10 protein-coding genes are annotated in these 13499 nt (G+C 73.1%); 3 read left to right on the forward strand and 7 right to left on the reverse strand.

All coding sequences use genetic code 11. The features are described 5' to 3' along the window. Nucleotides 1-2: 2 nt before the first annotated feature. Nucleotides 3-1145, reverse strand: a complete 1143-nt coding sequence (locus tag CTE05_RS03025) for a DUF58 domain-containing protein (RefSeq protein ID WP_146844636.1) — start codon at nucleotides 1143-1145, stop codon at nucleotides 3-5. 3 nt (nucleotides 1146-1148) lie between these two features. Then, nucleotides 1149-2138 carry an AAA family ATPase gene (locus tag CTE05_RS03030; protein ID WP_222595398.1) on the reverse strand — a complete coding sequence of 330 codons (990 nt, stop codon included), beginning with the start codon at nucleotides 2136-2138 and terminating at the stop codon, nucleotides 1149-1151. Nucleotides 2139-2254: 116 nt separating this feature from the next. Here CTE05_RS03030 and CTE05_RS03035 point away from each other — a divergent pair, with 116 nt between their 5' ends. The 3 genes from CTE05_RS03035 (at nucleotide 2255) to CTE05_RS03045 (ending at nucleotide 6951) form a co-directional block, all read left to right on the forward strand. Continuing rightward, entirely contained in the window at nucleotides 2255-3637 is a 1383-nt protein-coding gene (locus CTE05_RS03035; RefSeq protein WP_146844637.1) for a COG1470 family protein, read from the forward strand. Further along, nucleotides 3634-5037: an Hsp70 family protein gene (locus CTE05_RS03040; RefSeq protein ID WP_146844638.1), complete on the forward strand. Its 1404-nt coding sequence runs from the start codon at nucleotides 3634-3636 to the stop codon at nucleotides 5035-5037. Before CTE05_RS03035 ends, CTE05_RS03040 begins: the two co-directional genes overlap by 4 nt. Nucleotides 5038-5601: 564 nt before the next feature. After that, on the forward strand, nucleotides 5602-6951 hold the full coding sequence (locus CTE05_RS03045) for a DUF6421 family protein (protein WP_371863345.1): 1350 nt from the start codon (nucleotides 5602-5604) through the stop codon (nucleotides 6949-6951). Here the strand turns inward: CTE05_RS03045 and CTE05_RS03050 are convergent. The 5 genes from CTE05_RS03050 to CTE05_RS03070 form a co-directional block, all read right to left on the reverse strand. After that, nucleotides 6888-9515 (reverse strand): hypothetical protein, encoded by a 2628-nt coding sequence (locus CTE05_RS03050; RefSeq protein ID WP_146844639.1) that lies wholly within the window; start codon nucleotides 9513-9515, stop codon nucleotides 6888-6890. The two genes, CTE05_RS03045 and CTE05_RS03050, sit on opposite strands and share 64 nt — an antisense overlap. A 69-nt stretch (nucleotides 9516-9584) precedes the next feature. Beyond that, nucleotides 9585-10307: a potassium channel family protein gene (locus CTE05_RS03055; protein WP_246123224.1), complete on the reverse strand. Its 723-nt coding sequence runs from the start codon at nucleotides 10305-10307 to the stop codon at nucleotides 9585-9587. A gap of 25 nt (nucleotides 10308-10332) precedes the next feature. Continuing rightward, nucleotides 10333-11124: a transglutaminase-like domain-containing protein gene (locus CTE05_RS03060; protein ID WP_146844640.1), complete on the reverse strand. Its 792-nt coding sequence runs from the start codon at nucleotides 11122-11124 to the stop codon at nucleotides 10333-10335. Between the two features lie 42 nt (nucleotides 11125-11166). After that, nucleotides 11167-12621 (reverse strand): SDR family NAD(P)-dependent oxidoreductase, encoded by a 1455-nt coding sequence (locus CTE05_RS03065; RefSeq protein WP_146844641.1) that lies wholly within the window; start codon nucleotides 12619-12621, stop codon nucleotides 11167-11169. An 81-nt stretch (nucleotides 12622-12702) separates the two neighbouring features. Then, nucleotides 12703-13476 (reverse strand): hypothetical protein, encoded by a 774-nt coding sequence (locus tag CTE05_RS03070; protein ID WP_146844642.1) that lies wholly within the window; start codon nucleotides 13474-13476, stop codon nucleotides 12703-12705. Nucleotides 13477-13499 lie beyond the last annotated feature (23 nt).

The following is a 13499-nucleotide window of genomic DNA, read 5'->3' on the forward strand; positions in this document are numbered from 1 at the left end:
CGTCAACCCCTGATCTGTGAGTTCCACGCCTCGGCGAAGTCCGCGCTCGTGGCGACGTTCACCACGAGCGCCCCCTCGAGCGGTGCGGCCCGTCGCCCGAACCGTTCGCCCAGCTGGGCCACGGAGACCATCTGGAAGCGAGGTCGCGCCCGGGAGACGGCGGCGCGCTGCTCGGGGGACGGCTGCCCGGTGACGACGCCGAGCGAGACGCCCTCCTCACGCGGCGTCAGCCGCAGCAGCGCGGCCAGACCGGGGTCGTCGGCGGAGGGTTCGACGCGGGCGAGCAGGTCGAGCACCTCGCTGCGGTCGCGGGTCCGGTCGACCACGACCGCCGCGCCACCCGTCGTGTGCAGGGCCAGCGGGAAGCGCCCGTCGACCGCGGCGACGGCGAGCGACGCCGCGACGCGGACCGCCTCCTCGAAGCTCTGTGCGTCGTACGGCTCGGCCGACGTGTCGAGCACGATCATCAGCCGAGGCTCCTGGGGCACGACGTTGTGCCGGACCATGAGGGTGCCCGTGCGGGCGCTCGCCTTGGCGTGGATGAGGCGGTGGTCGTCGCCCGGCTCGTACTCGCGCAGGCTGTGGAACGCGATCCCGCCGCGGGGCGCGCTCGACGACGTCGGACCCTCGGAGTCCTGCGACCGTCCGCTGGGCAGGACGGCGACCGCATGGAGCAGCGGGTAGACCGTGAGCGCCCCCGTCGAGGCGTAGTCGTGCGCGATGCGCATGAGCCGCAGCGGGTCGGTGTGCCCGATCGACAGCGGGCCGACGGGGAACACCCCGCGGCGGTCGGTGGGCAGCGGGTAGGTCGAGGCGTGCGACGCGCCGGGCGCGAGGCTGGGCAGCGGCAGCGTGATCGTCCGTGACCCGAACCGTTCGAGCGCGAGGACGGGCGGGCTGCGCCGGCGTGCGGTGTTGGTCAGCGTGACGACGCCGCGGGCGAGCTCGCCCTCCTGGACCCGCAGTGGCTGGATCTCACGGACGGCGTCGAGCGAGGGCCGGTAGACCATCCACAGCGCCGAGATCGCGAGGGCGAGGACGCACGCGAGGCCGATGGCGACCAGCTCCGGGTAGTCCAGCCACCAGCCGGCGAGCAGGAGCAGGACCCCCGCGACGGCGACCCCCTTGCCCGAGGTGGTGATCACGGCTCACACCCCGGCTCGCACCTGGGGCACCGGCACCGAGGTGACGAGCGTCTCCAGCAGCTCGCGCGCCGTCCGGCCCTGGAGCTCCGCTTCGGGCCGCAGGATCATGCGGTGCGGCAGCACGTACTGCAGGACGGCCTTGACGTCGTCGGCGGTGACGAACGAGCGGCCCTGGGCGGCGGCGAACGCCTGGGCGGCCTTGGCCACGGCGATGGTCCCGCGCGGGCTGATGCCGAGCCGCAGCTCGGGGAGGGTCCGCGTCGACGCGGTGATCGTGACGATGTAGGCCAGCACCGCGGGCGCGAGGTGCACGGAGGAGGCGATCTGGTTCATCTGCTGCAGGTCCGTGGTGCTCATGACGGCCTGGAGCTCGTCCGTGGTGCGGCCCGCGGTGATGTTGGTGACCACCGCGACCTCGGAGTCGTGGTCCGGGTACCCGAGCGTGGCGCGCATCATGAACCGGTCCAGCTCCGCCTCGGGCAGGTCGTACGTGCCGCCCTGCTCGACGGGGTTCTGCGTGGCGATCACGATGAACGGCCGCGGCACCAGGTACGGGATCGAGTCGATGGTGACCTGGCGCTCGGCCATCACCTCGAGCAGCGCCGACTGGGTCTTGGGCGAGGCGCGGTTGATCTCGTCGCCGAGCACGATGTTGGCGAACACCGCACCGGGGTGGAACACGAACTCGCGCTTGCCGGAGTCGTAGACCTGCACGCCCGTGACGTCCGAGGGCAGCAGGTCGGGCGTGAACTGGATGCGGCGCATCGACCCGTCGATCGACTGCGACATCGCCTTGGCCAGCGACGTCTTGCCGGTGCCCGGGACGTCCTCGAGCAGCAGGTGCCCCTCCGCCAGCATGCAGATGAGGGCCATGCGCACGACGTCGCTCTTGCCCTTGATGAACGACTCGACGTTCGATGCCAGCGCGTCGAACCGGTCGGCGAACCAGGCAGCTCTGCCCGCCGACGTCCCGTCCTCGACCTCACGATCCACGACATCCCCCGATACGGTCGTGTATTCACAACTAGGACAATCCGTACGTTGATAGTAGAGACGGGACCCGTCCCGGAGATACGTCGTGCGCTGCCCGATCGGGAGGAGGCCCCGTCGTGGACCCCGTGCTCGTCCTTGCCCAGGGCACGCTCGCCACCGACCCCGGCGGCCAGGTGCGCACCCGGGTGACGGTCCGCAACGTCGGCGACATCGTCGCGCAGTACCGCGTCGAGGTCCTCGGCGAGGCGGCGCGGTGGTCGACCGTGGTCCCGCAGCACGTCTCGGTCCTCCCGGGGGAGTCCGAGGAGCAGACGGTCGAGATCGTGTTCCGCCCGCCGCCCGCGCCCGCCGCGCCCGTCGGCACGATCCCGTTCGGGGTGCGGTGCGTGTCGCTGGAGAACCGCGACGTCGCGGCGGTGGTCGAGGGTGACGTCGTCGTCAGCCCGGTGCAGGGGTTGGACGTGCGGCTGCGCGGTGACGGCCCGAAGGGCGCTCGGGCAGGCCGGTTCCGCATCGAGCTGCGCAACACCGGGACGACGGACCTGTCGGTGTCGCTGGAGGTCGCGGACGCGGCGGAGCTGCTGCGGTTCGTGCTGGCGCCGCAGGTCGTCGAGGTGCCCGCGGGGCGCACCGTGCCGGCGTACCTCGGGGTCCAGGCGCGCAACCCGAGGCTGTTCGGCAAGCCGGTGCCGCACGCGTTCACGGTGACGTACCGGGTGAGCAGGTCCGACCGTGCCGGGGAGCTGCCCGGCACGTTCGAGCAGCGCGCGGTGGTCCGCAAGGGCTGGGTCGTGCTGGCGCTGCTGCTCGTGGTGGCGGGGGTGCTCGGCTACCTGTGGCTGCGGGGGCAGGGCGGGACGGTCGACCTCCGGACGGGCAGGCCCCCACCGGTCGAGATCGAGTCGCTCGAGGCCGTGCCGGGCGGGGTCCGGGTGGTGTGGCTCCGCAGCCCGTACGCGTCCGGGTACGGGATCCAGGAGTGGACGAAGGGGGTCACCGGGACGTCGAGCAACGGCGTCGACGACCCGGACCAGACGTCGTTCCTGTGGGACGGGCTGACGGAGGCGGAGCACTGCTTCCAGGTGCGCGCGGTCGCCGGCGAGGTGCCGGGCGCGTTCGGCGCGGAGGAGTGCGTCGCGGTCCCGTCGGCCGAGGTGACCCCGACGGCGACGCCCGAGCCGACTCCGACGGCGGCCGGTCCGGCGGGGACGCCGTTCGAGCCGCAGGGCTGGTACGTGCGGTGGGGCAACTTCCCGCAGGACGACACCGCGAACGCCGGGGCGGCCGACGCCCTCGTCGCGGCGCTCCAGGCGGCGGGTGCACTGGGCGTGCAGCTCAAGAGCAGCGCCGACTCCGCCGCGTTCCTGGAGGGGCCGAACGGAGTCCCGAACACGGTCGTCTTCACCGACGGTCTGCCGGACGAGCCCACCGCGAAGGCTCAGTGCGAGACGTTCCGGTCGGTCGCGGCCCAGTGCATCTGGCAGCAGGGAGCCTCATGAGCTCGTACACGCTCGGGATCGACATCGGCACCGCCTACACGGCCGCGGCGGTCTGGCGCGACGGCCGTGCCGCCACCGTGGCGCTCGGCGACCGCACGGACACGATCCCGTCGGCGGTGCTCCTGCGCCCGGACGGTGCGCTCCTGGTCGGTGACGCGGCGGTGCGACGGGGTGTCCTGGAGCCCGAACGCCTCGGGCGGGGGTTCAAGCGCCGGATGGGGGACCCGACGGGCCTGCTGCTCGGCGACGAGAGCTTCGCGCCCGAGGTGCTCACCGGCACGCTGCTGCGCTGGGTGGTCGAGACGGTGACGGCGCGCGAGGGCGGCCCGGCGGCGCACGTGACGCTGACGTGCCCGGCCGCGTGGGGTGAGCTGCGCCGGGACCTCCTGGTCGCCGCGGCGGGCGAGGCCCACCTGACGGACGTCGGGCTCGTCGCGGAGCCGGTCGCCGCGGCCGTGCACTACGCGGCGCTGCGCCGGGTGGAGACGGGTGCGGTCGTCGCCGTGTACGACTTCGGCGGCGGGACGTTCGACGCGGCAGTCGTCGAGAAGACCGCCGACGGGTACGAGCTGCGCGGCGAGCCCGGGGGAGACGAGCACATCGGCGGGCAGGACGTCGACCAGGTCGTGATGAACCACGTGGCGGCGACCCTCGGCCGTGCGTGGACCTCGCTCGACGTGGACGAGCCCGCCGTCCGGCACGGCCTCGCGGCCGTGCGCGAGGCCGCGGTGCTGGCCAAGGAGACGTTGTCCCAGGACGTGGAGGCGACGATCCCGGTGATCCTGCCGGGGATCACCCGCGAGATCCGGATGACCCGAGGCGAGCTGGAGGGGGCCATCCGGATCGACGTGCTGCGCACGATCGACACGCTGGCGCGCACGATCGAGTCCGCGGGGCTCGCGCCGCACGACCTGGACGCGGTCCTGCTCACGGGCGGGTCGAGCCGCATCCCGCTGGTGTCCGAGCTCATCGCGGCCGAGCTGGGCGTCCCGGTGGTCGTCGACGCGCACCCGAAGTACGCCGTGTGCCTGGGTGCGGCGCTGACGGCGGCGAGCCGGCTGTCCCTGCCCGCCGGCGCCCCGATCGTCACCCCTGCGCCCGGACCGGAGACGGCTCCGCCGGTCGAGGACCTGAGCCACCTGCTCGCCGCGACCGACGACGGCGCGGCTGCCGCGGTGCAGGCGGACCCGCGGGCGCTCGGCATCACCGCACCGGTCGACGACGTCGTCGCGCCCGTCGCGGGCACCCGGCTGGCGCTGCGGTACCTGACCTCGAAGGACACGCTCGAGGCGCACTGGACGGGGGACAGCCGACGCGGCCTGCGGGTGGCGCTCGTGGTCGTCGGGGTGGCGGTGGCGTTCATCGCGGGGCTGAGTGCACTCACGTTCTTGCGCCCTTGAGGTCGTTGACCGGGCGGCGCGCGAAACGTACCGTGCAGTAACGCTGCCGTCCGAATGGTGAGATCACGCATGAGGCTGTTCCCGACCGTCCACGCGACAGGTGATCTGCCGCCCACCCACCGGGCCCACCTGGAGCTCCACGGCCTGACCTTCGTCGCCGCCGACGAGGACCCCGACCTGGTCCTCGTCCTGCCCGGCACGACACCCGGGGGGCCCGTCGCGGGCACCGGCGTGGTCGTGCTCGCGACGGGATCGGACACCCCGGAGGTGACCGCGCTGCTCACCGACCGCGGGATCGCAGCGCACCCCTCGACCGCCGCCCCGAGCGGTCTCGTCCCCGCCGACCTCACGGCCGACGACCTCCTCGCGTGGACGACCGACGCGATGCTCCCGGTGCGCGCGACCCTCGATGTCCACGCACCCGCGACGCCGCTCCTGCGCACCGACACCGGCAGCCAGGCGCTCGGCCTCACGGTCGGCGCCGGGGTGCGCGACGAGCACGGCGGCCTGCTCGTGCTCGGCGTGGACGTGCACGCCGCGCCCGAGGTCCTCCTCAACGCCGCGATCTGGGCAGCCCGCCCGAGTGCGGCCGTCGCCGCCGACGACCGGCACGACGGGCTCGTGTCGCACCCAGCGTGGGCCCGTCTCAAGCGGGACGTCACCGAGCTCCAGGGCCTGCAGGTCAAGGATGGGTCCGTACCCGACGCCGAGCAGCACCCGCGCGCCCGTGAGCTCGTGCACGCGATCGTCCGGTCCGTCGACGAGCTCGCGCCGGCGCTCCCGCACGACGAGGACTACCTGACGGCCGTCGGCAAGGACCTCACGCGCTGGTCCGACGCGGGGTTCGGCATCCCGGACTTCCTCGACTCGCTCGTCGCGTTCCACCCGCAGCGCCAGCGCGTCGACGGGCTGCCGCACCTGGTGCTCTTCCCCATGTACACGCAGAACGGCAGCACCGACCGGCGCGTCGAGGCCGTCCTGCTGCAGGTCCGGTGGCCCGACGTCATCGCGCACCTCGAGGCCGAGCAGTTCAGCAACGCGCTCTTCGTCCCGGTGACGTTCCTCGACTTCACCCCGGGCTACGACACCAACTCCGCGGTGCTCTTCCCGGAGACCGTCGCCGTCCGTGAGGTGCCGACGTTCACCTGGGGCGCGATCTTCGCCGACCGTGAGGCCGCGCGGTTCCGCCGCGTCGTGCGCGCCGCGGCGGACACCACCCGGCTCGCCCTGCCCCCGGACGCCGCGCGGCTGCTGGACGACCAGCGGCTCGCCGAGGAGACGTTCGTCCTGTGGGACCTGGTCCACGACCGCACCCACATGCGCGGCGACCTGCCGTTCGACCCGTTCATGATCAAGCAGCGGATGCCCTTCTTCCTCTACTCGCTGGAGGAGCTGCGCTGCGACCTCACCGCTTTCCGCGCCGCCGTGCGGCTGGAGGACGAGGGTGTTCCGCACGCGCGGTACGTGCAGTACGCGATCCTGTTCGACCGCCTGTTCCGGTTCCCGGTGACGGGGACCCGGGTGCGCAACTACGACGGCCTCGGCGGCCAGCTCCTGTTCGCCTGGCTGCACCAGCACCACGTCCTGCACTGGACGGACTCGCGCCTGACCATCGACTGGCCGCAGGTGCCCGACGCCGTGATCGCGCTCGCCGAGCAGATCGAGCAGCTCTACTGGCGGTCCATCGACCGGCCGAAGACCGCGCACTGGCTCGCCGCGTACGCGCTCGTGTCCGGCACCGTGACACCGCACCCGGCGTCCGCGTGGGCGCGCGGCGACCTCCCGCTGGACGGCCCGCCCAAGGGGTTCACCGACGCGGTGCTCGACGACGAGTTCCCCCTGTCGATGTTCTACGAGGCGCTCTCCCGCAAGATCGGCGACGTCGTGGCGTCGACGAGCGGCATCACGGCCTGAGCGCGGTAGCTCCCGGACATCGTCGGGTCGGGCGGCACGAGGTCCACCCCGCCACCGTCGACGTCGGAGCCCGGCCGCGGACCGCCCGTGGACAGGGTCACGGTGCACATCTCGTCGACCTCGCGCCAGAAGGCGTCGTCGTACCAGTAGCCGGTGTGGCTCAGGACGCGCGGCAGGGGCTGGTCGACGACGTACCGGTGCGTGGGCGGGTCGACGAGCTCGACGTCCACGGCGTCGCTGATCGTCGAGGTGCCCGTGCTCACGTCCCCGCCGATGTAGTCCGTGGCGTAGTAGATGTTGCGCCACAGCACGGGCCCGATGCCCGCGCCGGCGTCGGTGATCCCGGCGAGGAAGCCGTCGCTGAACAGGGCGGGGAACGCCCAGCGGTAGAGCTTGCCGAGGGGTGACCCGAAGGTGACGAGCCCGATCGCGGGCTCCACCCCCGCACGGCTCGACGTCCGGCCGAGCGCGGCCGCGGCGATGACGCTGCCCTGGGAGTGGGCGGACACCACGACGCGACCGCCGTTGTCGTGCAGGCGCCAGATCCGGCGCGTCAGCTCGGGCACCGCGCGCTCGGCGTAGGCCGGCGGGGCGAACGGGTGGAACGCGCGGGGGAAGAACGTCCCGACGTCGAAGAGCGACCCGAGGACGCGCCGCCAGCGCTCGTTGCGCCACGCGAGGGTGAGCACCAGGACGTACAGCGGGGGGAACGCGACGGCGACCTTGGTCCCGACGTCGACGAAGAACATCGGCGGCTCGCGGCGCAGGACCAGCACCTGGTTGAGGAACAGGACCAGCCCGACGACCGCGCACACAGTGAGCGCGATGAACAGGACCGCGACGGCTCGGGAGTGGTCGCCGACGAAGCGCATGGTCGTGACCTTGTGCACCCACGGCGTCGGCCGGCCCGCGCGCTGGCGACCGCGGACGCCGAACAGCGGCGGGTCGAACGCCGACCGCCACCACGCCGCCTCGGTCCCGGCGGCCGCGCCCGGCTCGGTGTCGGGGATCCCCGCGGCGGTGTACCGCCTGCGCAGGTCCGCCTCGACCCCGCGCGCGTTGGCCTTGGTCCGGCGGCGCAGGACGACGACGAACGTGACCGCGAACAGCACCACCAGCAGGATCAGGCCGAGCGAGAGGATCGACGCGAGCGAGCCGATCGCCATGGGGACGTAGATGGTGCCCGGGTCCGCGGCGGTGCCGGGCTCCGGGCCGAAGCCCCACGCGATCGTGCCGACGACGCCGGCCACGTAGACGATCGCCGAGAGCAGGACGGTGTTCGCGACGACCATCGCGATCGTGTTCATGACGAAGGGGCCCGCCCACGGGAAGGTGCTCAGCCGAGGCACCGGCTCGTCCTTGCGGCGCAGCCGGGAGGTCTGCCACAGCCGGTAGACCCACGCGAGGGACTGCTGCACGGCGAGCGGGACCAGCAGGACGAGGCTCGCACCCCAGACGACGTTCAGTGCCGAGCGCGCACCGGGCAGCATCCCCGCGGGACCGGGGCCCGACGGCAGCAGCATCGCGGCCGTCCCCGCCAGGACGAGAGCAGCCGTGGTGAGCGTCAGGGCGATCCAGCCGAGGTCCGGCTGCGCGTCGTCGAAGGCGAGCATGCCCACCAGCAGGAGCAGGGCGGCGCCCGCGGCCACCGTCGCCACCTGCCCGAAGGCGCCCGCGCCGGTGCCGGCCCCGAGGCTCCACGTCGACCACCCGAGGAACAGGGCGACGACGCCGAGGCACGCCGTGAGGTGGATCCGGGACAGGAACTTGTGCCACTCCAGACCCGCCCAGAAGTCGGCCGCCCGCAGGCCGCCGTCGAGGGCGGCCGCGCACCGCAGGGACGGCGGCGGCGGGGTCGTCGTGGTGACGTCGGGGGCGCCGGGCTCGGCGCTGATCGGTGTCGGCGGGACGACGCTCTCGTAGGACGACCGGGAGTGGCGCGCCAGGACCGCGAACACGAGCGCGACCAGGACGGCCGCGAGCGCGCCGAGCACGATGCGGTTGCCCGGACGCTCGACGGCGGTCCACGTCTCGACGGTCTGGGTCCACCAGGTGGTGACCTCGCCGGGCACCCCCGCCGCCTGGTCTGCCGGACCGGGGAGCGGCTCGGTGCGGCCCCACTGGTACGCGAGGACGTCCAGCGCGAGGTACGTCACCATCGCCGCGGTGCTGATCGTCAGCGCCAGCGCGGTGAGGCGCGCGAACCACCGGAACACCCACAGGGTCGCGGGCCGGCTGATCTCCTCCTCACCGGCCGTCACCCAGCGGCGGGCCATCCAGCCCGCCATGTTCGCGAGCATGGACGGCAGCAGCAGCGCCCAGAGGGCGCGCATCCGGCTGCGGGACGTCAGGCCGCCCCACGAGTAGGCCTCGCGATGCCGGCCGGCGGCGTCCGCGGTCCGGTAGAAGCCGGCGACACGGTCGCCCGCGACCCGGGTGGGCGTCGCGTCACCGAGGAGCGACTCCGGGCTGGTGCCCCCGACGCCGTGCACGCGGATCTCCGAGAGTCCGCCGAGCTCGACCGGCGCAGGCACCAGCCCACCCGATCCCGGAGAAGTCGTCACCGGTGCCTCCTGGTCCACGTTGCCTGCTGGGTAAGGGCTGGGCGGCGTCGCCGCAGATACGCGGCCGGGTCAGTCGTCGCTGCGCTCGGGCAGGATCGCCTCGGCGCGGCCGTGGAAGGCGGCGACGAGCCGGGCGACGAGGACGGCGAGGAACACCTGTCCGACGAGCGCCTCGAACGTGGCGATGCTGCGACCGGGGAAGAGCGCCGCCGTGTAGTCGCCGTACCCGAGGGTGGTCAGGGTCGTGTACGAGAAGTACTGGAACGAGCGGGGGTTCGCGGCCTCGCCGGACGCGAAGAACGGCCCCGGGGTGACTGCGTCCATGACGCCGAAGAGGCTCGCGAAGAACATCCCGATGATGAGGTAGGCGCTCAGGGCCCCCGCCAGCGACTGCACCGTGACGGCGGTGCGTCGCAGGATCCGGTCGAGGATGACCACCAGCGCGGTCATGAGGATGACGCAGACGACGCCGTCGAGCACCCCGTCGGCCGCGGCCCGGGGGAGGGTGAGGAGCGCGACCGCCGACACGACCGCCGAGACCACGAGGACGACCCGGACGAACCGCTTCTGGCGCGGCATCGGGCGGGAGGTGCGGACCGCCAGGCCGAGCGTGAACAGGTAGAGCACGAAGACGAGGATCTCGACCCACAGCGCGGCGCTCAGCGCGTACGCGATGTAGGCGGTGACCAGCAGCGTCAGGACGATGCCGAAGTCGTCGGTGCCGGTCCGCCGGGCCAGGAACGAGCGGCGGCGTGGGGGTGCGGGACCGTCGGTCTCGTCCTGGTCTGTCACATTTCGGAGGCTAGCAGCGCGCTGCTCAGCCGAGCGTGACCAGGTCCCGCACGTCGTCGTCGGGCAGGACGTCCGCGACGGCGGTCACCTCGAGCTCGTCGAGGTCGGCGTACCCGTGGTGCACGTTGAGGAAGGCGGTGTCGGAGGCGTCGCGGCCGGTCGCGATCCGCACCAGGCTCGTGCGCGGAGCCAGGGTGGTGGCGTCCACGACGTACCACTGACCGTCGAGGTGGGCCTCGGCGACGGCGTGGAAGTCCATCGGGGACAGGCCCGGTGCGTACACGGACACGAGGCGCGCCGGCACGTCCAGGGCGCGCAGGAGGGCGATGACGAGGTGCGCGTAGTCGCGGCACACGCCCTTGCGGCCCAGGAGCGTCTGCACCGCACCGTCGGTGGGCAGGCTCGACCCGGGGACGTAGGAGAGCCGGGACCCGACCCAGGAGCTCACGGCGGACAGCAGGTCGTAGCCGCGCAGGCCCGCGAACTCGGCGTGCGCCGTCGGCCCGAGCGTGTCGGACTCGCAGTAGCGGCTCGGCCGCAGGTAGCGCAGCAGGTCGGCCTCGTCGGAGGCGACCGGTGTCGCACGACCGTCGACCGACGCGGAGTAGTCGAGCACGAGACGGCCGGGATCCGCCTGCACCACGTGCAGCCGTGTCCCGTGGTGGTCGGGGACCTCCCGCACCTGCACGGGTGCGCCGTCCAGGGTGATCCGCAGGGACTCCCGCGCGGCCAGCTGCGTGGACACGGCGAGCTCGAACGCGAGGGTGGCGGGCGAGGTGACGTCGAGGGACAGGTGGGCGCTCAGGTCGCGATGCACGGGCTCATGCTGGTGCACGACGGCGGACGCCGCCTCTCGGGACTACCAGGCGGACCGCACGTAGTCCTTGAGGAAGCAGCCGAACAGGTCCTCGCCGGCCTCGCCGCGCACGATCGGGTCGTACACGCGGGCGGCGCCGTCGACCAGGTCGAGCGGGGCGTGGAAGCCCTCCTCGGCCAGCCGGACCTTCGTCGGGTGCGGGCGCTCGTCGGTGATCCAGCCGGTGTCGACGCTGGTCATGAGGATGCCGTCCGTCGCCAGCTCGGTGGCGCTGGTGCGGGTCAGCATGTTGAGCGCGGCCTTGGCCATGTTGGTGTGCGGGTGGCCCGGACCCTTGTAGCCGCGCGAGAAGACGCCCTCCATGGCGGAGACGTTGACCACGTACGCGCGCTCGGCAGCGGTCGCCTTCATGGCGCCGCGCAGGCGGCTGACCAGGATGAACGGCGCGGTCTGGTTGCACAGCTGGACCTCGAGCAGCTCCATGGGGTCCACCTGGTCGACGGTGTGGACCCAGCTGTTGGTCTCGGCGGTGTCGGGCACCAGGCCGCCGGCGTCGATCGCGGTGCCCGCGACGAGCCGTTCGAGCGACGCGTGCTCGGCGGTCAGCGCCAGCGCGGACACCTCCGCCGCCGAGGTCGTGAGCTCGGTGACGGAGCCCGCGAGGGCGACCGGGTGGGCGCTGCTCGTGCGGCCGAACGTGGTGATCTGCGGCAGCGGACGGTCGGGCAGCGGCTCCAGCTCGGCGTCGGCCAGGTGCGTGTACGCACCGGGGGAGCGGCGGACGGTCTGCGCGGCGTTGTTGATGAGGATGTCGAGCGGGCCCTGCGCGGCGACGGTGTCCGCGAGCGCGACGACCTGGGCGGGGTCGCGCAGGTCGATGCCGACGATGCTCAGGCGGTCGAGCCAGTCGGCGCTGTCGGGCATCGCGGCGAACCGGCGGGCGGCGTCGCGCGGGAACCGGGTCGTGATCGTGGTCGTCGCGCCGTCCCGCAGGAGGCGCAGCGCGATGTACATGCCGATCTTGGCGCGCCCGCCCGTCAGCAGCGCGCGCTTGCCGGTGAGGTCGGTGCGGGCGTCACGCTTCGCGTGGTTCAGCCGTGCGCACGTGGGGCACAGCTGGTGGTAGAACGCGTCGACCTCGACGTAGGGCTCCTTGCAGATGTAGCAGGGCCGGGCCTTGAGCAGTGTCCCCGCGGTCGCGCCCTGGGCGCTGGAGACGAGCGGGATGCCCTGGGTCTCGTCGTCGATGCGACCCGGGCTGCCGGTGGCCGTCGCGTGGATGACCGCACGGTCGGCGGCGCTGATGGCGTCCCGCTTCTCGGCACGCCGCTGCTTCTTCGCGGCCTTGAACAGGGCCGACGTCGCACGGCGGGCGAGAGCCAGGTGCGGGTGGTCCGACGGGAGCCTGCTGATCTGGTCCGCGACCCGCAGGAACACGTCGAGCTCGGCGGGGTCGACGCCGTCGAGCGTCTGCGGCTTCGTGGTGAGGGCAGTCATCGTGCGGGTCCTAGCTGGTCGTCAGGGAGTGGCCGACGAGCAGGGAGCACGAGAGCCGGGCGCGCGGGGGAACGGTCGATCTTACCTGTCAGCCGACGGCGGCCCGCCGGGGGTCCCGCCAGGGCCGTCCGCGGGGGCCCCGCCCAGCAGGTCGCGCAGGCGGTCGCGGCGGGCCTGGTACGCCGGGCCGAACCGGTGTCGCGAGCGGTCGAGCTTGGTCCCGCGGTACCGGCGACGGGCCCAGTACGACTCGGGCTTGGCCAGCCGGGCGGCACCGATCCAGGCGAGCGTCGGCACCACGACGCCCAGGATCCCGGTGGCCAGCTTGCCCTTGAGGACGCACACCAGGGCGAACGCCAGGTGGGTCGCGACGAGGATCGAGTACAGCCACGCCGGCAGGTTCGACTCGTTGGTGGTGCCGACGGGGGAGACGGCGAGCAGGATCGCGCCACCGAGGGCTCCGCCGACGAGGATCGCGTCGATCGACTTGCGCCCGTCCGTCGACCAGTACACGTCGTCCAGGTGGAACCACAGCGCGAACTCGTCGAGCGTGAGCGCGGCACCGGCGCCGAACAGCAGAGCGAGCACGTCGATCCAGGGTGACTCGGGCCGGAACCGGAACGTCAGGAGCCCGGACACGAGCACGAGCAGGATCCCCCACACCTGGTGGTGCACGTGCACGCCGCCGATGTAGACGTCCCTGACCGGACCTGAGGTGTCCTCGTGCTCCACCTGCCGGGCGTGGATCCGTCGCGTGACGGTCCGCACCACGGCGAACGTGATGAGGAAGCCGACCAGGGCCCACAGCGCGGGTGAGCGCCCGGTCTGCACGAAGACCGCGTCGTACCAGGCCACGAGTCGGACCCTACTGCGGGACA

Source organism: Cellulomonas terrae (assembly GCF_007990265.1).
GTDB classification, from domain to species: Bacteria; Actinomycetota; Actinomycetes; order Actinomycetales; family Cellulomonadaceae; genus Cellulomonas; species Cellulomonas terrae.

Coding starts and splice junctions, on each gene's coding strand:
- CTE05_RS03040 (WP_146844638.1), top strand. CDS start 3,634: ATGAGCTCGTACACGCTCGGGATCGACATCGGCACCGCCTACACGGCC.
- CTE05_RS03065 (WP_146844641.1), bottom strand. CDS start 12,621: ATGACTGCCCTCACCACGAAGCCGCAGACGCTCGACGGCGTCGACCCC.